16 protein-coding genes and 1 tRNA gene are annotated in these 21,554 nt (G+C 69.9%); 7 read left to right on the forward strand and 10 right to left on the reverse strand.

Annotated elements, in window-relative coordinates; genetic code table 11:
- The first annotated feature begins 787 nt into the window (after positions 1–787).
- The 5 genes from ACIRP2_RS01310 (at position 788) to ACIRP2_RS01330 (ending at position 7,029) form a co-directional block, all read left to right on the forward strand.
- Positions 788–2,116 carry an ABC transporter substrate-binding protein gene (locus ACIRP2_RS01310; RefSeq protein WP_404245331.1) on the forward strand — a complete coding sequence of 443 codons (1,329 nt, stop codon included), beginning with the start codon at positions 788–790 and terminating at the stop codon, positions 2,114–2,116.
- A 127-nt stretch (positions 2,117–2,243) separates the two neighbouring features.
- Positions 2,244–3,245: a carbohydrate ABC transporter permease gene (locus tag ACIRP2_RS01315; RefSeq protein ID WP_404245333.1), complete on the forward strand. Its 1,002-nt coding sequence runs from the start codon at positions 2,244–2,246 to the stop codon at positions 3,243–3,245.
- A 15-nt stretch (positions 3,246–3,260) separates the two neighbouring features.
- Positions 3,261–4,178 carry a carbohydrate ABC transporter permease gene (locus ACIRP2_RS01320; RefSeq protein ID WP_404245335.1) on the forward strand — a complete coding sequence of 306 codons (918 nt, stop codon included), beginning with the start codon at positions 3,261–3,263 and terminating at the stop codon, positions 4,176–4,178.
- A gap of 121 nt (positions 4,179–4,299) precedes the next feature.
- Positions 4,300–5,763 carry a GH1 family beta-glucosidase gene (locus tag ACIRP2_RS01325; RefSeq protein WP_404245337.1) on the forward strand — a complete coding sequence of 488 codons (1,464 nt, stop codon included), beginning with the start codon at positions 4,300–4,302 and terminating at the stop codon, positions 5,761–5,763.
- A gap of 234 nt (positions 5,764–5,997) precedes the next feature.
- Positions 5,998–7,029, forward strand: coding sequence for a LacI family DNA-binding transcriptional regulator (locus ACIRP2_RS01330; protein WP_404245339.1), 1,032 nt, complete (start codon positions 5,998–6,000; stop codon positions 7,027–7,029).
- 80 nt (positions 7,030–7,109) lie between these two features.
- Here the strand turns inward: ACIRP2_RS01330 and ACIRP2_RS01335 are convergent.
- The 3 genes from ACIRP2_RS01335 to ACIRP2_RS01345 form a co-directional block, all read right to left on the reverse strand.
- A tRNA-His gene (locus ACIRP2_RS01335) sits at positions 7,110–7,182 on the reverse strand.
- Positions 7,183–7,307: 125 nt separating this feature from the next.
- Complete coding sequence (gene orn, locus ACIRP2_RS01340; protein WP_404245341.1) at positions 7,308–7,910, reverse strand: oligoribonuclease; 603 nt, start codon at positions 7,908–7,910, stop codon at positions 7,308–7,310.
- Positions 7,911–7,919: 9 nt separating this feature from the next.
- A complete protein-coding gene (locus ACIRP2_RS01345; RefSeq protein ID WP_404245343.1) occupies positions 7,920–9,152 on the reverse strand; it encodes a helix-turn-helix domain-containing protein in 1,233 nt (410 codons plus the stop codon).
- Positions 9,153–10,090: 938 nt separating this feature from the next.
- On the opposite strand from ACIRP2_RS01345, the gene ACIRP2_RS01350 reads away from it, so the two are divergent.
- The gene (locus ACIRP2_RS01350) at positions 10,091–10,612 is read left to right on the forward strand and encodes a universal stress protein (protein WP_266361344.1); all 522 of its coding nucleotides are present in this window, start codon (positions 10,091–10,093) and stop codon (positions 10,610–10,612) included.
- Positions 10,613–11,306: 694 nt separating this feature from the next.
- Here the strand turns inward: ACIRP2_RS01350 and glmS are convergent.
- The 3 genes from glmS to ACIRP2_RS01365 form a co-directional block, all read right to left on the reverse strand.
- On the reverse strand, positions 11,307–13,136 hold the full coding sequence (gene glmS, locus ACIRP2_RS01355) for a glutamine--fructose-6-phosphate transaminase (isomerizing) (protein ID WP_404245346.1): 1,830 nt from the start codon (positions 13,134–13,136) through the stop codon (positions 11,307–11,309).
- Positions 13,137–13,179: 43 nt separating this feature from the next.
- A complete protein-coding gene (locus ACIRP2_RS01360) occupies positions 13,180–13,455 on the reverse strand; it encodes a hypothetical protein (protein WP_093900391.1) in 276 nt (91 codons plus the stop codon).
- Between the two features lie 125 nt (positions 13,456–13,580).
- A complete protein-coding gene (locus ACIRP2_RS01365; protein ID WP_404245349.1) occupies positions 13,581–14,486 on the reverse strand; it encodes a DUF4429 domain-containing protein in 906 nt (301 codons plus the stop codon).
- A gap of 130 nt (positions 14,487–14,616) precedes the next feature.
- Between ACIRP2_RS01365 and ACIRP2_RS01370 the strand changes: the two genes are divergently transcribed.
- Positions 14,617–16,251, forward strand: a complete 1,635-nt coding sequence (locus tag ACIRP2_RS01370; RefSeq protein WP_404245351.1) for a beta-N-acetylhexosaminidase — start codon at positions 14,617–14,619, stop codon at positions 16,249–16,251.
- A gap of 70 nt (positions 16,252–16,321) precedes the next feature.
- Here the strand turns inward: ACIRP2_RS01370 and ACIRP2_RS01375 are convergent, their stop codons facing one another.
- The 4 genes from ACIRP2_RS01375 to ACIRP2_RS01390 are packed head-to-tail and all read right to left on the reverse strand — an operon-like array spanning position 16,322 to position 21,396.
- Entirely contained in the window at positions 16,322–18,100 is a 1,779-nt protein-coding gene (locus tag ACIRP2_RS01375) for an IucA/IucC family protein (protein WP_404245353.1), read from the reverse strand.
- On the reverse strand, positions 18,100–18,672 hold the full coding sequence (locus ACIRP2_RS01380; protein ID WP_404245355.1) for a GNAT family N-acetyltransferase: 573 nt from the start codon (positions 18,670–18,672) through the stop codon (positions 18,100–18,102). Before ACIRP2_RS01380 ends, ACIRP2_RS01375 begins: the two co-directional genes overlap by 1 nt.
- Positions 18,669–19,964 (reverse strand): lysine N(6)-hydroxylase/L-ornithine N(5)-oxygenase family protein, encoded by a 1,296-nt coding sequence (locus ACIRP2_RS01385; protein WP_404245357.1) that lies wholly within the window; start codon positions 19,962–19,964, stop codon positions 18,669–18,671. Before ACIRP2_RS01385 ends, ACIRP2_RS01380 begins: the two co-directional genes overlap by 4 nt.
- Positions 19,948–21,396, reverse strand: a complete 1,449-nt coding sequence (locus ACIRP2_RS01390) for a pyridoxal phosphate-dependent decarboxylase family protein (protein ID WP_404245359.1) — start codon at positions 21,394–21,396, stop codon at positions 19,948–19,950. Before ACIRP2_RS01390 ends, ACIRP2_RS01385 begins: the two co-directional genes overlap by 17 nt.
- Between the last annotated feature and the right edge of the window lie 158 nt (positions 21,397–21,554).

Genomic DNA, 21,554 nt, shown 5'->3' on the forward strand with positions numbered 1-21,554 from the left:
GGGGGGGGGGGGCTTTGGGGGCGCGGCCCCGGGGGGGGGCCGGGGTTATTAACCCGCCCCGCGTTTTTTTGGGGGGGGGCGCCCCCCGGGGGCCCCCCCCCCCCGGGGGGGCCCCCCCCCCCCCCGGGGGGGCCCCCCCCCGCCCGGTCGGCGTCCTCGGCCCGCCCCCGGGCGGCCCGCCCGCCCCGGCCCCGGGGCCAGGCTCCCCGGTCCGCCTCAGGACCCGGCCCCCTGGCCCGCCTCCTGGCCCGGTCGCGCCGGGCCCGGAACGCCGAGTACCGGCGTCGGGTTCGGAGAAAGAACACGGATGCGCCCCCGAGCCCCCGCGCCGCGCGATGCCCCGTTCACCTTCCGGCGGGCGGCCGACTGTGAATCGGGGATGTCGAAGGCCGCGCGCGGTGGTGGCCAAAAACGCTGCGCGACGGCGGCAGTTGGGTGTCCCCGATGCGACAGCCCTTCTTCGAAACCCACTTGGCCTGCGTGTTCTCGGCAACACGCGGACCCGCGGCCGAAGCCGGCGAGCTATGGCAAGACTTGGGCGGGACACGGTCTCGTGACTTGCAGGACACACTCGGGCAACGGAAGCGCCTTCAACTCTTGACACCCACCCCCTCAAGGCAGGAACCTTCCGACATCGACGCATGGGAGCGCTCCCACATCGTGCGGGGATTCCCGTCCGAACGGCACTGCCCGTGTCCTCCCCCCTGAACACCCGGCACCCGCGCTCACCGGTGCGTATGCCACGCAGTCAGAACGCCAGTCCCACCCTGGAACAAGGAGTAGTGGAATGCGCATCACCCGCACCGTCGCCGGCCGGAGCCGCAGAGCCGCGGTTCTGGCCACCACGGGGCTGACAGCCTCGGCCCTGTTGCTGACCGGCTGCAGCAGCGACTCCGATTCATCGGGCAGCACGGGCCCCGATGCGAACGGGAAGATCACGCTGACCGTCGCCGACTTCGGGCAGTTCGGCTACAAGGAAGCCGGTCTCTTCGCCAAGTACCACGAGCTGCACCCGAACATCACGGTCAAGGAAGACGTCACCTCCGACGAGAAGGTCTACTACCCCAAGCTGCTCCAGCAGCTGAACTCGGGCAGTGGTCTCGCCGACGTCCAGGGCATCGAGGTCGGCCGGATCAAGGAGATCGTCGACACCAAGGCGAACGCCTTCGCCGACCTCAGCAAGGTGATCAACGTCGACGACTGGGTCTCCTGGAAGGAGAAGCAGGCCACCACGCCCGACGGCGCGGTGATCGGCGCGGGTACCGACATCGGTCCGATGTCGCTCTGCTACAACACCGACCTCTTCAAGAAGGCCGGCCTGCCGACCGACCGCGAGGAGGTCGCCAAGAAGGTCTCCGGCGGCTGGGAGGACTACCTCAAGCTCGGTGAGGAGTACAAGAAGAAGGCCCCTGCGGGCACCTACTTCATGGACTCCGCGAGCGCCATGTTCAACGCCGTGGTGAGCTCGAACGCGAAGCAGTACTACGACGAGAGCGGCAAGCCCGTCTACAAGGACAGCCCCAGCGTCGAGCAGGGCTGGAACCTGGCCGCCGAGGCGGCGTCGAAGAAGCTGACGCAGGGCCTCGCGCAGTTCAGCGACCCGTGGAAGGCAGCCCTGCGCAAGGGCACCGCCGCCACCGTGGCCTGCCCCGCGTGGATGGCCGGTCAGATCTCGGTCAATGCCGGTGACGCCAACAAGGGCAAGTGGAACATCACCACCGCGCCCGGTGCGACCGCCGCCAACTGGGGCGGTTCGTTCCTCGCCGTGCCCAAGTCCGGCAAGAACGTCGACGAGGCCACCAAGCTCGTGAAGTGGCTGACCGCCCCCGAGCAGCAGGCCGCCGTCTTCAAGGCGATCGGCAGCTTCCCGTCCAACAAGGGCGCCTACGACCTGCCCGACGTGAAGGACGCGAAGCTGGAGTACTTCAACGACGCGCCGATCGGACAGATCTACGCCGACGAGGCCAAGTCGATCCCCGAGACGGTGCTCGGCCCGAAGGACGGCGTCATCAAGGACACCATCTCCACCCAGATCAACAACATGGAGCAGCGCGGCACCAGCCCGGACGACGCGTGGAAGGCGGCGACCAGCGCGATCGACAAGGCGATCGGCTGACCGTCGCCGGTGCGGGCGGCCCCCGGGAGCCGTCCGCACCGGCACGCGCCCCCCGTCATCGGCCCAGCCCCCGGCCCACGCCGCCCTCACCCGGGCGACCCCGTTACTCAGGGAAGGACTCCCGCCCGTGGCCACCTCGACTCCCACCCGGGATTCATACGCACCGCCACCCTCCGGCGGCTCCCCGCACACGTCGGTGCCGTCCCGCCGGCGGGCCTGGCGGAGCCGGCTGTGGCGGTTCGACGACAAGGCGTCGCCGTACGCCTACATCGCTCCGTTCTTCCTCGTCTTCGGCGCCTTCGGGCTCTATCCGCTGCTCTACACCGGGTGGATCGCCCTGCACCGGGTGGAGATGACCGGTCTCGACCAGATGGAGTGGGTCGGCTGGGACAACTTCGACAAGATCCTGCACGACGCCGAGTTCTGGACGGCGGTCGGCAACACCTTCCTGATCGGGGTCATGTCGACGGTCCCGCAACTGCTGGTCGCGCTCGGTCTGGCCCATCTGCTGAACTACCGGCTGCGTGCCAGCACCTTCTGGCGGACGGTCATCCTCACCCCGTACGCCACCTCCGTGGCCTCCGCGGCCCTCGTCTTCGCCCTGGTCTTCCGGGCCGACGGCGGACTGCTCAACTGGGCGCTGCACTTCGTCGGCCTCGGCGACACCAACTGGGCCAACGGCCACTGGACCTCGAAGATCGCCATCTCCGTCATCGTGATCTGGCGCTGGACGGGCTACAACACCCTGATCTACCTGGCCGCCATGCAGGCCGTGCCGAGCGACCTGTACGAGGCCGCGTCACTGGACGGCGCGTCGCGCTGGCAGCAGTTCCGCAAGGTGACCATCCCCTCGCTGCGGCCCACGATCCTCTTCACGATCGTCATCTCGACCATCGGCTCCATGCAACTGTTCGGTGAGCCCATGCTCTTGGAGGGTGGCACGCTCGGGGCCACCGGCGGCAACGAGAATCAGTACGAGACGCTCAGCGTCTACCTCTACAACTACGGCTGGAACCTCGGGCACCTCGGCCCGGCCGCCGCAGTGGCCTGGGCGATGCTCGCCCTCCTGCTGATCATCGCCGCGGTCAACTGGCTCATCGGCCGCTTCGTACGCACATCCGCGGTCTGACCGGGAGCGATTTCCATGACCATGACCAGCCCCACCACAGCCCCGGAACTCGGCACCCCGCGGTCGGCCCACCGGGCGACGCCGCGCCCCACCCGCTTCAGGCCGGGCGCGGGCAAGCAGTTGCAGGGCGGCCCGTTCGCCTACATCGCGCTGGCCGTCGTCGGCATCGGCTCGCTCCTGCCGCTCTACTGGACGCTGGTGGCCGCGTCCCACACACAGGACGAAGTGCTCGCCTCCACACCGCCGTTCCTGCCCGGCGGACGGCTGCTGCACAACCTCGACACCGCCTGGAACCAGGCACACCTCGGCAAGGCGATCGTCAACAGCGTCATCGTCTCCAGCTGCATCACGGCGGCGACGCTCTTCTTCTGCACCCTGGCCGGCTACGCCTTCGCCAAGATGCGCTTCAAGGGCCGCGGCGCGCTGATGACCGGGGTCGTCGCCACGCTCACGATCCCGCCGCAGCTCAGCGTCGTCCCGCTGTTCATGATGATGTCCGACATCGGCTGGGGCGGAAAGCTGGAGTCGGTGATCTTCCCGACCCTGGTCAGCGCGTTCGGCGTGTTCTTCATGCGGCAGTACCTGAGCGAGGCGCTGCCCTACGAACTCGTCGAGGCCGCCAAGATCGACGGCGCCAACAACTTCCGCATCGTGCGCAGCGTGGTCCTCCCGGTGGCCCGCCCCGCGATGATGGTGCTGGGGATGCTCACCTTCGTACAGGCGTGGAACGACTTCTTCTGGCCCTACCTCGCCCTCAATCAGCAGAACCCCACGCTCCAGGTGGCCCTCGGTCAGCTGAGCGCCTCCTACACCCCCGACCAGAGCATCGTGATGGCCGGTGCGCTGATCAGCACCCTGCCACTGCTCGTGGTCTTCGTGATCTTCGGCAAGCAGATCGTCGGAGGGATCATGTCCGGCGCCGTCAAGGGCTGACCGGGCGTCACCCGCCCCACCCCCGACGCTCCGTACGGCCCGTCCTCCGACCGCGGGCCGTACGGCCCGGAGCTCCACCCCTTACCTGCCCCTGTCCGTCCACTCCTGGGAGCGCTCCCGCATGACTGCTGTACGACCCGACATCGCCCCGAAGCGGGCACCCGAGGCGGCGGACTTCCCGACCGGTTTCGTCTGGGGAGCGGCCACCGCCGCCTACCAGGTCGAGGGCGCGGCGGCCGAGGACGGCCGCACCCCCTCCATCTGGGACACCTTCAGCCGCACTCCGGGCAAGGTCCGCAACGGTGACACCGGAGACATCGCCGCCGACCACTACCACCGCTACCGCGACGACGTGGCGCTGATGAAGCAGCTCGGCCTGAAGGCCTACCGCTTCTCCGTCTCCTGGTCCCGGGTGCAGCCCACCGGCCGCGGCCCCGCCGTCGAACGCGGACTGGACTTCTACCGCAGGCTCGTCGACGAGCTCCTGGAAGCGGGCATCGCGCCCGTCGCCACCCTCTACCACTGGGACCTGCCCCAGGAGCTGGAGGACGCCGGCGGCTGGCCCCAGCGGGTGACCGCCGAGCGCTTCGCCGACTACGCCGCCATCATGGCCGGGGCCCTCGGCGACCGCGTCACGACCTGGACCACCTTCAACGAGCCGTGGTGCTCCGCCTTCCTCGGTTACGGCTCGGGCGTGCACGCCCCCGGCCGCACCGAGCCGGCCGCCGCCCTGCGCGCGGCCCACCATCTCAACCTCGCCCACGGCCGGGCGATCGAGGTCCTGCGCGACCGACTCCCCGCTGCCGCGCAGACCTCGGTCACCCTCAACCTCCATCAGGTCCGCCCGCTGACGGACAGTGAGGCCGACAGGGACGCGGCCCGTCGGATCGACGCGGTGGGCAACCGGGTCTTCACCGGTCCGATGCTGCGCGGCGCGTACCCGGAGGACCTGATCGCCGACACCTCGCACCTGGTGGACTGGTCGACGCTGGTCCGGGACGGCGACCTGGCCGCCATCTCCCGGCCGATCGACGTCCTCGGCGTCAACTACTACACGCCGACGCTGGTCTCCACGCCCGCCGACGGTTCCGGCGACTCGCGCGACGACGGCCACGGCAACAGCGACCACTCGCCGTGGCCCGGCTCCGAGCATGTCGCCTTCCACCTCTCCGAGGGCAAGAAGCGCACCGCGATGAACTGGGCGATCGACCCCGACGGGCTGTACAACCTGCTCGTGGACGTCTCCCGCGACCACCCCGGCCTGCCGCTGATGGTCACCGAGAACGGCGCGGCCTTCGACGACTACGTCTCGCCCGAGGGCCGGGTGGAGGACCCCGAGCGGATCGACTACCTGCGGGGACATCTCGACGCCGTACAGCGGGCCGTGGCGGACGGGGCGGACGTCCGCGGTTACTTCCTGTGGTCCCTGATGGACAACTTCGAGTGGGCGTACGGCTACTCCAAGCGCTTCGGCGCCGTCTATGTCGACTACGCCACCCAGCGCCGCATCCCCAAGGCGAGCGCCCACTGGTACGCCGACGTCATCCGCCGTCACGCACTGCCCCCCGTCACCGACCTCGGCTGAGCCCGACCGGCGCACGCCCCCTCCCGAGACCCGGCCGTCCGTGCCGGGTCTCCGTCATTTCCTGCCGACTCCGGCGGTCACGGAACCCGATATGCCGCCCCCGTAGAATGGGAGCGCTCCCATAATTGATGCTGCGGAAAGGCCGCCGGGCCCGGACGAGTGTCAAGGGAGCCGACACCAGGACTTGGTTCGGTTATCCGACTGTGAGAAATTGACCGCGAACGGGAGGCAGCCATGGCGGCAGCGCGAGTACGGAGCGGCGGGCGGCCCACGCTCGAAGAGGTCGCGGCACGGGCGGGGGTGGGGCGAGGGACGGCCTCACGGGTCATCAACGGCTCCCCGCGGGTCAGCGCGCACACCCGCGAGGCGGTGGAGGCGGCGGTCGCCGAACTGGGATACGTGCCCAATCGCGCGGCCCGCGCGCTCGCGGGAAACCGTACCGACGCCATCGCCCTCGTCGTGCCCGAGCCGGAGACCCGCTTCTTCGCCGAGCCGTACTTCTCCGACATCGTCCGCGGTGTCGGCGCGGCGCTCGCCGACACCGACATGCAGTTGCTGCTCACCCTCGTCGGCAACGACCGCGAGCGCCGACGGCTGGCCCAGTACCTGACCGCGCACCGCGTCGACGGTGTGCTGCTCGTCTCCGTCCACGCCGACGACCCGCTTCCGGACCTGCTGGAACAGCTCGGCATGCCGGCCGTGATGAGCGGCCGCAGGTCCGCCTCCGAATCGCTCGCCTCGGTCGACTCCGACAACTTCGAGGGTGCCCGCGCCGCCGTGGACCACCTGATCGCCCGGGGGCGCCGTTCCATCGCCACGATCACCGGGCGGCTCGACGTCTACGGCGCCCGGCGCCGCCTCGACGGCTACCGCAAGGCGGTCTCCGCGGCCGGCCTCGGCCCCGACGAGCAGCTGATCGCCCCCGCCGACTTCAGCGAGGAGAGCGGCGCCCGGGCCATGCGCGAGCTGCTCGCCCGCCGCCCCGACGTCGACGCGGTCTTCGCCGCCTCCGACGTCATGGCCGCCGGGGCCCGTCAGGTGCTCCGCGAGGCCGGCCGGCGCATCCCGGACGATGTGGCCCTCATCGGCTTCGACGACTCCGCAGTGGCCCGTCACATGGACCCGGCGCTCACCAGCGTGCGCCAGCCGATCGAGGAGATGGGCCGCACGATGGCCCGCGTGCTGCTCCAGGAGATCGCGGGCGAGAACCAGGAGCGTCCGCAGATCGTGCTCCCCACGGAACTGATCGTCCGCGACTCCTCGTGACAGCCGTCACACGGCTGCCCGGTGAGGGAGGCTCAGACAGAGGAAGGGCCCCGGTCGTCGACCGGGGCCCTTCCCATCAGGGTGAGTAACGGGACTCGAACCCGCGACATCCTGGACCACAACCAGGTGCTCTACCATCTGAGCTATACCCACCATGCCCGGTCTTTTCTGACCGGCCGAGAAAAAGTGTACAGGGTCCGAGAGGGTGCTCGCGCCCCCATTGTTCAGCCGCCGATCGCAGCCCCCGAAAGGCCTATGACCAGCGGCTTCACAAGGACCTACGGCGTGGGCGGCGCGACGTGCGCCGCGATCGCCTTGGCGCGCTCCGAGTCCGGACCGGGCTGCGGCACGAAGATCGCCTCGCGGTAGTAGCGCAGCTCCGTGATGGAGTCGCGGATGTCCGCGAGCGCCCGGTGGTTGCCGTTCTTCTCCGGACTGTTGAAGTACGCCCTCGGGTACCAGCGGCGCGCCAGCTCCTTGACCGAGGACACATCGACGATCCGGTAGTGGAGGTAGCCCTCCAGGGCCGCCATGTCCCGCGCCAGGAAACCTCGGTCGGTGGAGACCGAGTTTCCGCAGAGCGGGGCCTTGCCGGGCTCCTTCACGTGCTCGCGGACATAGGCCAGCACCTGGGCCTCGGCGTCGGCCAGGGTGGTGCCCCGGGCCAGCTCGTCGAGGAGGCCCGAGGCGGTGTGCATCTGGCGCACCACCTCGGGCATCGTCTCCAGGGCCGCGTCCGGCGGGCGGATCACGATGTCCACCCCTTCACCGAGCACGTTCAGCTCCGAGTCGGTGACCAGTGCGGCCACCTCGATGAGTGCGTCTTCCGTCAACGAGAGCCCGGTCATCTCGCAGTCGATCCACACCATGCGGTCGTTCATGGCCCCACCCTACGGGGCACTCCGTTGACCCGGCAGGGTCGGGCGTCCGGTGGAGTACGCGTCGGGTCCCGGCTTGCCGTGCTCCGGCTGCCCCGTCCCGACCGCCGCCGACGTCACGACATGCGGACCCGGAGGGGTGGCGGTCGTGGCACGACGGCCCGCCGAGGAGCCCTGGGCGGGTACGACCGGCTCGATCGTCGCGGTGACCGGCTCCGCGCCGCCGCCCTGCGGACGACGGGCCCGGTAGGCGGCCCGGTACGCGGCGGGGGAGGAGCCCAGCTGGCGCCGGAAGTGCCCGCGCAGCGCGACCGGCGAGCGGAAGCCGCAGCGGCCCGCGACCTCGTCGACCGAGTACTCGGACGTCTCCAGCAGGCGCTGCGCCTGCAGCACCCGCTGGGTGATCAGCCACTGGAGCGGTGCGCTGCCGGTGAGCGAGCGGAACCTGCGGTCGAAGGTCCGCCTGCTCATGTAGGCGCGCGCGGCCAACGTCTCCACGTCGAACTGCTCGTGGAGATGCTCCAGCGCCCAGGCCACGACCTCGGCGAGCGGGTCGGAGCCGATCTCCTCAGGTAAAGACCTGTCGAGGTAGCGCTCCTGCCCGCCACTGCGCCGCGGCGGCACGACGAGCCGGCGGGCCAGTGCCCCGGCGGCCTCCGTGCCGTGGTCCGTGCGGACTATGTGCAGACAGAGATCGATCCCCGCCGCCGTCCCGGCGGAGGTGAGCACGTCGCCGTCGTCGACGAAGAGCTCGCGCGGGTCGACGTGCACCGACGGATAGCGCTTGGCCAGCGTCGGTGCGTACATCCAGTGCGTGGTCGCCGGGCGGCCGTCCAGCAGGCCGGCGGCGGCGAGCACGAACGCCCCGGTGCACAGCCCGACGATGCGGGCCCCCTCTTCATGGGCGCGGCGCAGCGCGTCCAGCGCCTCCGCGGGCGGCGGCGAGGTGATCGAACGCCAGGCGGGCACCACGACGGTGCCGGCCCTGCTGATCGCCTCCAGCCCGTAGGGCGCAGTGAGTTCGAGTCCCCCGGTGGTCCGCAGCGGTCCCTCTTCCCCGCCGCAGACGAGGAGTCGGTAGCGCGGAACTCCCGCGTCCTGTCGGTCGATTCCGAACACGGAGAGCGGGATCGAGCTCTCGAAGATGGGGCCGCCGCTGAACAGCAGCACGGCGACGACTTCCCGTCGTCGTCGTCCACTGAGCTTCCGTACAGCCTCCGTTGCGGCGGCGGAGTCCTGGCTCATGACGCTAAGCCCCCCTCGGTGTTCGCGTCTTTCTGGTCCTTACGGGCCTGTCGCTCCTGCACTTTTCCCCTCGGTCCTGCACGAGTCCCCAGTCTTCGATACCCAAGATCGAATCTACTGCGTCCCGTGGTGCCGGCGTGACAAGTTCACCAACCGGCGTTATGTCGACAAGGCAACTTGGCGGGAAGCATTCGATCACGAAGGGTTTCACTCGGCGGCCGTGCAGGGAAGTGCGCCTCGCCTTGATGGCCCAACCCCGTCGGGTAGAAGCGTACCGCGCGGTCTCTTCCTGCCTGGTGGCAAGGGGGTTGATCGGCCAATTCGGCAAGGATGCGACAGGGGTATGAAGTTGGCTGAAAATAGATGGTTGTGCGTACGTGATTCGGTCAGTCGACCGGCGCACAACCGTAAGGAACGGTTGCTTCTTTGCGCCCCTCGGCAGGTGGGCGGCCGATCGCGGGGAGTGGTGCGGCGGTCTCGCCGGGCAGCTGAATCCCGCCCGCCGGACCGACATGCGTCCCCGGCCGGGCGGCGGGCTCCGGGCGGGGCGGACGGGCCGGGGCGACCCCGGGGTGACTCCCGGGGACGGATCGCGGGGCCGGCGGTCGACGACGGGGCGGTGATCCATCCCGGGTGCGCGGCGGCTGCGCGGTGCGGTGGAGGGGGCTACGGACGGGGTCCTGCCGGTCACCCGGCGGAGCCGTCCGGGCCCGGCGCCGTCGATGTACCGCGCAACCGGCATTGCCATACGGGTCCGCCTCGGGCATGCTCCGTGAAACGTCGCGCGCGCTTTGCGCGGGTCTGGGCAGTGGAGGAGTGGCGCCGTACCCTTGGGGGTAAGGGGTTGGGAAGATGATTCCCGGACACCGCAACACCGCCCGCTGACGCACCTTCCCCAAGTCGCTCTCCTCACGAGGACTCTCTTCGCCGAGACACCGATGGCCGGTCACGAAATCCCCGAACCCGCCGACCGCAAGCAGGTAGCCGACCCCATGTCGGACCCGCAGGCGGTCGAAGAGACACGTCATTCCTGCGATCCCGCCTTCCGGCATGGGGTCGTGGTCGGCTTCGACGGCTCGACCTCCAGTGAGCGCGCCCTCGCATACGCCATCGGCATGGCCCGAAGATCGGGTTCCGGCCTGATCATCGTCCATGTCGCCAATCGGCTGCCGACCACGGTCTGGGCAGGCTGCGAGCCGCCCGTCTTCGTCGATGTGCCCGATCACCGCACCGAGGTGCTCGGCCTGGAGCTCGCCTGCGCGGACTACCTCTCCGAGGTTCCCTGGGTGCTCGTCGAGCGCGGCGGGGACATCTGTCACGAGCTGGAGGAAGTCGGCCGGGAGTACTCGGCGGACGCCATCGTCGTGGGCTCCACGCACGGCATCGCCGGCCGCATCTTCGGCTCGGTGGCGGGACGGCTCGCGCGTCGCGCGCAGCGGCCGGTCGTCGTCATTCCCTGACTGTTCCGCGTACCGGCGGTCCCTGTCGCCACCCCTGTCACAGGGGTGGCTCTCTTCATCGACGTGGCGTCAACTCGCCCGTGGAAACAGGCGATCGATTGCCATGTGCAGGTGGATTGCGCGCTCGTGAAGGGCGCAAAAGCCTCATCGGGGAGCAGGGGCATTCCAGGTGAAGGGAGCCCGCCGTGGACGATGACGTCTCCGCGGGAGGCGCGAGCATCGCTGCCCTCGGCCATCTCGCCCCGGGACTCACCCTGTTGGGGTTCGGTATCGGTCACGCCGGGGTCGTGGACGGGGCTACGGCGGCCGACGCCGTCCCGCTCGCGCGGGCGCCCATGTGCGGCCGTGCGGCAGGGCTGTTCCTGCCGCTCCGGGCCCTGTTCGCACTCGGCCCGGCCCTCGGGGCGACCGGCGGCGGCCTGCTCGGCCAGGGGATGTGCGCACTCTTCTCCCCGGCCCCCTGCTCCTGGGCGCGGGGCGGCTCGCGGGCAGCGGGAGCCCGGCCGAGGTGGGCGGCCGGTACGGCGCGGTGTCCGGCCCTGCCGCCTGGTACCGGGCCACGGCGGCCCCGGCCCTCGCGGCGACCGGGGCGCGCCGCCGGCCGGCAGGCGGCGGCCCGCACGGGAGCGGCCCCGTACCCACGACGGCGGTGGGTGCGGGGCCGCTTCGCCGGGCACGGTCCGTGTGCGGGCCGCTACTCGACGGTGACGGACTTCGCCAGGTTGCGCGGCTTGTCGATGTCACGGCCCATGGCCAGCGCCGTGTGGTAGGCGAGGAGCTGGAGCGGGATGCCCATCAGGATCGGGTCCAGCTCGTTCTCGTTCTTCGGCACGACGATGGTGTGGTCGGCCTTCTCCTGCACCTGGTGGGCGACGGCGAGGATGCGGCCGCTGCGGGCCTTGATCTCCTCCATCGCGGCGCGGTTCTTCTCCAGCAGATCGTCGTCCGGAACGATCGCCACCGTCGGCATCGCGGGCTCGATCAGCGCCAGCGGCCCGTGCTTCAGTTCGGAGGCGGGGTACGCCTCCGCGTGGATGTACGAGACCTCCTTGAGCTTCAGCGAGGCCTCACGGGCGACGGGGTAGCCGCGCACCCGGCCGATGAACATCATCGACTTGGCGTCCGCGTACTGGGCCGCCATCTCCTTGATCTCGTCCTCGTTCGCCAGGATCTCGCTGATCTGGGCGGGCAGCCTGCGCAGCCCGTCGATGATCCGCTTGCCGTCGGCGACCGACAGGTCCCGGATCCGGCCCAGGTGCAGGGCGAGCAGCGCGAACGCGACGACCGTGTTCGTGAAGCACTTGGTGGAGACGACACAGACCTCGGGGCCGGCGTGGACGTACGTACCGCCGTCGGCCTCCCGGGCGATCGCCGAACCCACCACGTTGACGACACCGAGCACCCGGGCGCCCTTGCGCTTGAGCTCCTGGACGGCGGCCAGCACGTCGTACGTCTCACCGGACTGGGAGACCGCGACATACAGCGTGTCCGGGTCGACGACCGGGTTGCGGTAGCGGAACTCCGAGGCGGGCTCGGCGTCCGCGGGGATACGCGCCAGTTCCTCGATCAGCTGCGCGCCGATCTGGCCCGCGTGGTACGAGGTGCCGCAGCCCAGGATCTTGATCCGGCGGACCCCGCGCGCCTCACGGGCGTCCAGGTTGAGCCCGCCCAGGTGCACGGTGGCGAAACGGTCGTCGATCCGGCCGCGCAGCACCCGGTCGACGGCGTCGGCCTGCTCGGAGATCTCCTTGTGCATGTACGTGTCGTGGCCGCCCATGTCGTACGACTCGGCCTCCCACTCCACGGTGGTCGGCGTGGCCGTCGTGGACGAACCCTCCGTCGTGTACGTACGGAAGTCGTCGGCCTTGAGGGTGGCCATCTCGCCGTCGTCGAGGGTGACGACCTGACGGGTGTGGGCGACCAGCGCGGCGACGTCGGAGGCGACGAACATCTCCTTCTCGCCGATGCCGAGGACGACCGGGGAGCCGTTGCGGGCGACCACGATGCGGTCGTTGAAGTCGGCGTGCATGACGGCGATGCCGTACGTGCCCTCGACCGAGCGCAGCGCCTCGCGGACCTTCTCCTCCAGGGTGTCCGCCTGGGCGCGGGCGATCATGTGGACCAGCACCTCGGTGTCGGTCTCGGAGAGGAAGACGACGCCGTCGGCGACGAGCTTCGCACGCAGCTCGTCGGCGTTGTCGATGATGCCGTTGTGGACGACGGCGACCCTGTTGTCGGCGTCCAGGTGCGGGTGCGCGTTCTCGTCGCTCGGGGCGCCGTGGGTGGCCCAGCGGGTGTGGGCGATACCGGTGGTGCCGGTGAAACGCTTGGGAACGCGGGCCTCCAGCTCGCGGACCCGGCCCTTCGCCTTGACCATCTTCAGGGCGGCGGGCTTGCCGGCCGACGCCTTGCCGGTGATGACGATGCCCGCGGAGTCGTAACCCCGGTACTCCAGCCGCTGCAGCCCTTCCAGCAGCAGCGGGGCCACATCACGCTTCCCGATATACCCGACGATTCCGCACATAGAGTCTCTGCCCCTCCATCGACGTACCTGTGGTGCTCGTTGCTCAGCCGTAGACGATGCGGCGCAGCTGGCGGAGCGAGAGCTCCGGCGGCGCGACCGCCCGGTGCGGCAGCTCGGCCGCGATCCGCTCGAAGATCTCCGCGTTCACCAGGCCGCCGGACTGCAGTTCGCGGTGGCGGCGGCGGACGAAGTCGTCGGTCGTCTCGTCGAAGTACGCCAGCACGTCGAGGACCACCCGGGCGGCCTCGCCGCGCTGGAGCGCGGTGCTGCGCACCAGGTGGTCGATGAGGTCGTCATGCGACGAGCGGCGTTCGAGCACTCGTTGATATTGCGGTGGACGGAGCACTTACGCAACAATTCTGCCCGATATCGGGCAGGGGTGGGTGTGATTGCACTCTCGGACGGGCTCGGAGGCGATCGAGAGCGCATCGGGGCGCCTCCGATTCACAGACGCTTCAGGACGGCCTGCTTGGCGGCGGTGAACTCGTCGTCGGTGAGGATCCCCGCCTCGCGCAGCTCCCCGAGCTCCCGCAGCCGACGCAGCAGCACATCGTGGTCGTCCGCGGGCGGTGCGGGGGCGGGCGTCGCGGGTCCGGCCGGGGCCAGGATCTCCGCGGGCCGCGCGGCCGCCCCGGCCTCCTTCTGTGCCGCGCCCGGCAGCCGGACCAGTACCGCCGCCGCGACCAGTACCGCCGTGTACTCCTTCTTGGACAGTCCCCACAGATCCAGCGAGTACGGGTCGAACTCGGCAGCCGGGGCCGGAGCCGTGGCCGAGCCCCGCACGAAGCGCAGATGCCCGTTCTCCAGACCGATGGAGGGCATCCAGCGCACCGCGGTCACCTCCGACACCGGGAAGGCGACCGGGCCGGCCGAGCTCTTGACCTCATCGGCCTTCCAGTTCCAGGTGAGGCGGACGGTCTCCCCGTCGAACGAGGCCGTGCCGTCCCCGCCGCCCCCGGCCACCGGCACCGCGGGTCCCGGCAGCAGGAAGCCGTCCACCGGCCCGGTGGGCACCTGCTCGATCAGCAGGGCGCTGCGCACCTCCTCGACGAAGTACTCCGCTACTCCACCGCGGTCCTTCTCCACGGCCAGCTGGTACGGATCCGAGGCGTCCTTGAGCCTGCCCTCCGCGGCGCGCAGGACCGGGCAGGCGCCGTCGCGCAGCCGCAGTCGAACCCGGCCGCCCTTGCGGCCGGGTTCGAAGGCGATGCCCGCCAGGGCCCGGAGCGGGACGACCCGTTCGCCCAGTTCCTGCCGGAGTGGATGGATGCCCTTGCCCCCGCCCGGCACGATCCGCACCGTCTCGCCGTCGAACGTCCATGTCCCGTCGCGCTGGATTATTTCCGCCATGGGCGGATTCTCTCAGCCGCGGAACGGGGAAGTGGTCTACACCTTGACCGTGCGTGGGGCAGGCGATACGCATGGTGATGGTTCGGTCAGGAGATCCACAGGTGTGAACCCGTCGAAAGGGACCCGGCTTGTGAGACTGCACAGGACACAGCGCATCGCCCTTCCCCGTCTTCTCGGCTCGTTGCTGCTCGTCGCGGCGGCCGGTGTCTCCAGTGTCGGCGCGGCGCCGCAAGGGCACGCGGCGAGCGGCGGCCCGGCCACGGCCGCCACGCCCCGTCCGCTCGGGCAGATAGTGCCCGCCCCCGTCGAGGCGAAGCCCGCCGGCACCCCGTACACCATCACCGCGGACACCAGGATCCGTGTCGAGGACGACTCCCGTGAGGCCCGGAGGATCGGCGACTACCTGGCGGGCGTGCTCCGCCCGTCCACCGGGTACGCCCTGCCGGTCACCGGCCGGGGCGGCGACGGCATCCGGCTCCGGCTCGATTCCCGCGACAGCGGGGCGGGCACCGAGGGCTACACGCTGAAGTCGAACCGCGGCTCGGTCACCATCACCGCGCGCGGCCCGGCAGGGCTCTTCCACGGCGTCCAGACGCTGCGTCAGCTGCTCCCGGCCGACGTGGAGAAGGACAGCCGTCAGAAGGGCCCGTGGAAGGTCGCGGGCGGCACGGTCGAGGACGCGCCCCGGTACGCGTACCGGAGCGCGATGCTGGACGTCTCGCGGCACTTCTTCTCCGTGGCCGAGGTCAAGCGCTACATCGATCAGCTCGCCCTCTACAAGATGAACAAGCTGCATCTGCATCTCTCCGACGACCAGGGCTGGCGCATCGCCATCGACTCCTGGCCGCGGCTCGCCACGTACGGAGGACAGACCGAGGTCGGTGGGGGAGTCGGCGGCCACTACACGAAGAGCGACTACAAGGAGATCGTCCGTTACGCGTCCTCCCGCTATCTGGAGGTCGTGCCGGAGATCGACCTGCCCGGCCACACCAACGCGGCACTCGCCTCGTACGCGGAGCTGAACTGCGACGGCGTCGCGCCGCCGCTCTACACCGGCACCGCAGTCGGTTTCAGCTCGCTCTGCGTCCCCAAGGCCGTCACGTACGACTTCGTGGACGACGTGATCCGTGAGCTGGCCGCGCTCACCCCCGGAAAGTACCTCCACATCGGCGGCGACGAGGCGCACTCCACCAGCCACGCGGACTACGTGGCCTTCATGGACAAGGCGCAGGCCATCGTCGGCACGTACGGCAAGACCGTGATCGGCTGGCACCAGCTGACCGGGGGCACGCCGGTCGAGGGCGCGGTCGCCCAGTACTGGGGTTACGACCGGACGGGCGCGGCAGAGCGCGCGCAGGTGGTGGACGCCGCCGTGCACGGCACGAAGCTGGTGCTGTCCCCGGCGGACCGGAGCTACCTCGACATGAAGTACGACAAGGACACCAGGCTGGGACTGGCCTGGGCCGGTTACGTCTCCACCCAGCGCTCCTACGACTGGGACCCGGCGACGTACCTGGACGGGGCCCCGGAGAGCTCCGTCCTCGGCGTCGAGGCGCCGCTCTGGTCGGAGACCCTGACCGACAGCGACGAGATCGAGCAGATGGCGTTCCCGCGGCTTCCCGGCGTGGCGGAGCTGGGGTGGTCGCCCGCGGCCACGCACGACTGGGAGACGTACAAGGTGCGATTGGGTGCGCAGGGGCCGAGGTTCTCGGCGCTCGGCATCAACTACTACCGGGCTCCGCAGGTCCCGTGGGCCGCGGAGTGAGCCGACCGGGGCCGTCCGGCGACCGTCGCGTGACGCGTCGCCGGACGGCCCCGGTCCCACGGCCTCGCCGTCAGCCCCGTCCGGCGATCGGGTTCCGCAACGTGCCGACCAGCTGCAGCGCCCCCGACGGATCGGCCAGATCGACCATCTGCCTGTTGTTCCGCAACTGCAGCCGGTTCAGGCAGGACAGCGCGAACTCCTCCGTGAACATGTCGTACCGCTCGAACTTCTCGGCGAGGCGAGGCACCGACTCCTGATACCCGGTGACGCATTTCGCGACCGTCCCCCAGAACGTCTCCTCGTCGAGGACGCCCTCGCTCGCCAGCCCCGCGCCCAGGAAGCGCAGGAAGCAGTCGAAGACGTCGGTGAGGACCGAGAGCAGCTTCATGTCCTCGGGGACCTCGGCCCGGATCCGCTCGACCCGCGGCGGCAGCACCGCGTCCGGGTCCATGACGGCGATCTCCTCGGCGATGTCCTTGAAGACCGTGCGCCGTACGACCCCGTCCTCGACGACCAGGATGACGTTCTCACCGTGCGGCATGAACACCAGGTCGTACGCGTAGAAGCTGTGCAGCACCGGCACCAGGTAGGCGTCCAGGTAGTGGCGCAGCCACACCGCGGGCTCCAGTCCCGACTCGGCGATCAGTGCGGCGGCGACGGAGCGGCCCTCGTGGTCGGTGTGGAGCAGCGAGGCCATGGTCGCGACCCGCTCGCCCGGTGCCAGGCCCGGGACGGGGCTCTCCCGCCACAACGCGGCGAGCATCTTCAGATAGGGCGAGCCCTTGGCGGTGGCCGCCTCGTACGTCCGGTGGTGGTAGCCGACGGCCGCCCGCTCCCGGATGATCGAGAAGCGGGCCCCGCGCAGCAGTTCGTCGCGCTCGATCAGTTCGGCCAGCCAGTCGTTGATCGCGGGAGTGGCCTCCATGTACGCGGCGGAGAGCCCGCGCATGAAACCCATGTTGAGGACGGACAGTGCCGTCTTCACGTAATGCCGCTCCGGCGCACTGGTGTTGAAGAAGGTACGGATGGACTGCTGGGCGAGATAGGTGTCCTCGCCCTCGCCCAGGCAGACCAGATGCCGCTGTGCGAGCTCCCCGGCGAAGGTGACGGCCAGTTTGTTCCACCACTGCCAGGGGTGGACGGGGATCAGCAGGTGGTCGTCGAGGTCGAGCCCGAGCCCGGACATCGTGGCCGCGAACCGGGTCAGGGTCTCCTCGCCCAGCTCGCCCGTGATCAGCGTCCCGTAGTCGAGCCCGGCGCCCGCGGTGAAGGTGGCGCGGTCGCGGCGGGCGGCGAGCCAGACCAGACGGATGCCGGACGCGGTCTCGGGGGCGTACGCCCGGTACTCGTCCACACCGAAGCCGAGCCGCCCGTTGTTGGCGACGAAACAGGGGTGGCCCTCGGTCATGCCGGTCTCGATCGCCTGGAACCCGGCCCGGACCAGTTCGGCGGAGGTGACGGGAGGCTTGGTCAGTTTGTACGCGGTGCCCGCCAGGGTGGAGGAGATCTCCTCCAGATAGACCGGCAGGATCTCCGCCGAGAGACCGAGTGCGGAGCGCATCTCCACGAAGAACTCGCCCGCGTCCAGGGTGAGTTCGGAGCCGTTCCGGTGACGGGATAGGGAGTCCGGCTCGACCTGCCAGTGGTCGAGGGCGAAGAGCCGCGCGGTGAAGCGGTACTCGGTCGCCGCGTCGTCGCTGCGCACCGCGTAGCGGTCGTCGCCGAGCGGCGCGGGGGTCAGCAGCCGCTCGTGGCTGAACTCGGCGAGGGCCTTGCGGATCAGCAGCCGGTTGGCGGTGGCCCAGTGCTCCGGGGTGAGGTGGGCGACGCTGTCGATGACGGCGGACATCAGGCCGGGCCCCCGGTCGCCGCGGTGAACTGTTCCCGGGTGCAGGCGCTGAGCAGGGCGTTCTTCTCCGGCTTGGCTATTTCACCCAGTACCTCGAAGCCGACCGCCTTGTTGAGCGCGTGCACCGCGCTGTTGCGTACATCGGGTTCGACGACCACCCGGCGTACGGACGGGTCGGCGAACAGCGTCCGCATCACGGCGGTGATCACACCGAGCGTGAATCCGTGCAGCGGGGTGTCGGCCGGGGCGACCAGGAAGTGCATCCCGATGTCGCCGGGCTCGGCCTCGTAGAGTCCTTTGAGTTCGACCTCGGCGGGGTCGTACCGCTCCATCAGGAAGGCCGGCTCCCCGTCGTGCAGCCCGATGAAGGCGTCGTGGTGCGGATGGGCGGCGATCGCCAGGTACTCCCGCTCGACATCCTGGAGTTCCGCGTCGCCCATCAGCCAGAAGGCGGCCTTGGGGTGGGTGACCCAGCCGTGCACCAGTTCGGCGTCGGCGAGGGGGTCGAGGGCGCGGACGGAGAAGGCGCCGAGGGCGGTCCGTCCGGCGTCGGCACGGTTCTGCGGGCTCATACGGCGAACTCCTGGAAGGCGATGGACTTTTCGACGGGGTAGTACTCACGGCCGAGCAGCTCGCCGATGATGTACGCGTTGCGGTAGGCGCCCATGCCCAGGTCGGGCGAGGTGATCGAGTGGGTGTGCGTGCCCGCGTTCTGCAGGAAGACGCCGTGGCCGGTGGTGTCGATGGAGTAGTTGCGGGCCACGTCGAAGCGGCCGCGTCCGTCCCGGCGCAACCGGTCGTCGATGCCCTTGAGGAATGCGGGCGGACGGTAGCGGTAGCCGGTGGCGAGGACCAGGCCCTCGGTGGTGAGGGTGTAGTCCTTGTCCTGTTCCTCCTGGTGCAGGCCCAGCGTGTACGTACCGCTGCTCTCGTCATGACTCGCGCTGTTCAACGAGGAGTTGGTCAGCAGCCGGGTAGGCACCGGGCCGGGCAGGCTCTTCTGGTAGAGCAGGTCGAAGATCGCGTCTATCAGCTCGCCGTCGATGCCCTTGAAGAGGCTCTTCTGGCCGGACTCCAGCCGGTAACGGGTCTCCTCGGGCAGGGCGTGGAAGTAGTCGACGTACTCCGGTGAGGTCATCTCCAGCGTCAGCTTGGTGTACTCGAGCGGGAAGAACCGGGGCGAGCGGGTGACCCAGTTGAGCCGGTAGCCGTGCACATCGATCTCTGAGAGCAGGTCGTAGTAGATCTCGGCCGCGCTCTGCCCGCTGCCGACGATGGTGATGGACTTCTTCGCCTGAAGAGCCGCTTTCCCCTCCAGGTAACGGGAGTTGTGCAGGTGGTCGCCCCCCAGTCCCTGACAGGCCTCCGGGATGTACGGGGGAGTGCCGGTGCCCAGCACGAGCCGCGGGGCGCGGAAGACGCCGCCGGTGGCGGTGCGGACGGTGTAGAGCGCGCTGCCCTCGTCGTAGGCGACCGACTCGACGGTCTCGCCGAAGCGGACGCTGCTCAGTCCGGCGGCGGCCCAGCGGCAGTAGTCGTTGTACTCGGTCCGCAGCGGGTAGAAGTTCTCCCGGATGTAGAAGGAGTACAGCCGCCCACGTTCCTTCAGATAGTTCAGGAAGGAGTACGGCGACGTCGGGTCGGCCATCGTGACCAGGTCCGACATGAACGGAGTCTGGAGATGGGCGCCTTCGAGGAACATCCCGGAGTGCCATTCGAAGTCCGGCTTGGACTCCAGGAACACCCCGTTCAGTTCGTCGATCGGCTCGGTCAGACAGGCGAGCCCCAGATTGAACGGGCCGAGCCCGATCCCGATGAAGTCGTGGGGGCTGCGGGAATCGCGGGGTTCAGGAAGCGCGGTCAAGGGAGTCTCCCAGGTACTGCTCGGCGTGGCCGGAGATCAGGTCGAGTACCGCGGCGATGTCCAGCGCGGTCGTTTCGGGGTTGAGCAGGGTGAACTTCAGGTACTGGCGGCCACCGACCTTCGTGCCGGCGACGACAGCCTCGCCGGAGGCGAAGAGCGCCTTGCGAGCGTGGAGGTTGGCCCGGTCGATCTCGGTGGGCGCGGTGACGCCGGACGGGACGTAGCGGAACACCAGCGTGGAGAGCTGCGGCTCCACGACGACGTCGAAGCGCGGATCGGCGGCCAGCAGCCGCCAGCCCTCGGCGGCCAGGTCGCAGACCTCGTCGAACAGCCGGCCGACGCCGTCCGCGCCCATCACGCGCAGCGTCATCCACAGTTTCAGCGCGTCGAACCTGCGGGTGGTCTGCAGCGACTTGTCCACCTGGTTGGGGATGCGTTCGGCGGCCATCCGCTGCGGGTTGAGGTACTCGGCGTGGTAGGTGGCATGGCGCAGCGAGGCCCGGTCGCGGACCAGCACGGCGGACGAACTCACCGGCTGGAAGAAGGACTTGTGGTAGTCCACGGTGACGGAGTCGGCGTGCTCGATGCCGTCGAGGAGGTGCCTGCGCGTGGGCGAGGCCAGCAGCCCGCAGCCGTACGCGGCGTCGACGTGCAGCCAGGTGGAGAACTGCCGGCAGAGCGCGGCGATCTCGGGCAGCGGGTCGATGGAACCGAAGTCGGTGGTGCCCGCGGTGGCGACGACCGCCATCGGCACGGCGCCTTCGGCGACGCACTGTTCCAGGGCGCGGGCCAGTGCCACGGCCTGCATGCGCTTGTTCTGGTCGACGGGTACGGGGACGACCGAGTCCGGTCCGAGACCGAGGAGTTTCACCGACTTCTGGACGCTGAAGTGGCTGCATTCCGAGGTGAGGACGCGCAGCCGGGTGAAGTGGTGGGGCGGTGTCTTGGCCTCTTCGCGGGCGAGCAGCAGGGCCTGCAGATTGGACTGCGTGCCGCCGCTGGTGAAGATGCCGTCTGCGGCCGGGCCGAGCCCGATCCGGCCTGCGGTCCAGTCGATCAGCCGGCGCTCGATCAGGGTGCCTCCGGCGCTCTGGTCCCAGGTGTCCAGCGAGGAGTTGACCGCCGAGAGCACGGCCTCGCCGAGTACGGCGGGAATGACCACCGGGCAGTTGAGGTGGCCCAGATAGCGGGGGTGGTGGAAGTAGACGGCGTCCCGGAGGTAGACGCGGTCGAGCTCGTCGAGGGCGGCGGACGCATCGCCCAGCGGCCGGTCCAGATCGATCGCGTCAACGACGGGAGTGAGCTCGTCGACGGAGATACCGGTGAACGGCCGGTCTGTGGCGGCGAGTTTGGCTGCGACCCGTTCGACTCCTGCGGTCACGGAGCGCCGGTAGTGCTCCGCGGTCGTGTCGTTGAGCAGGTGCGAACGCATGAAGGGGTCCTCCCGGATGCGGGGAAACTTCATCGGCCCTCAGGGCAGAAGGAGGGGGCGAGGGCCCGATGGTGAAGTAAGGTTAGCCTAACCTAACTTTCCATGGGGTTGTTCCCTCGCCCCGAGGTGTGCGGAGGTTGTCCGACCGGGTGTGCGGG

Origin of the sequence: Streptomyces sp. NPDC101194 (assembly GCF_044767885.1) — a bacterium.
Classification (GTDB): domain Bacteria; phylum Actinomycetota; class Actinomycetes; order Streptomycetales; family Streptomycetaceae; genus Streptomyces.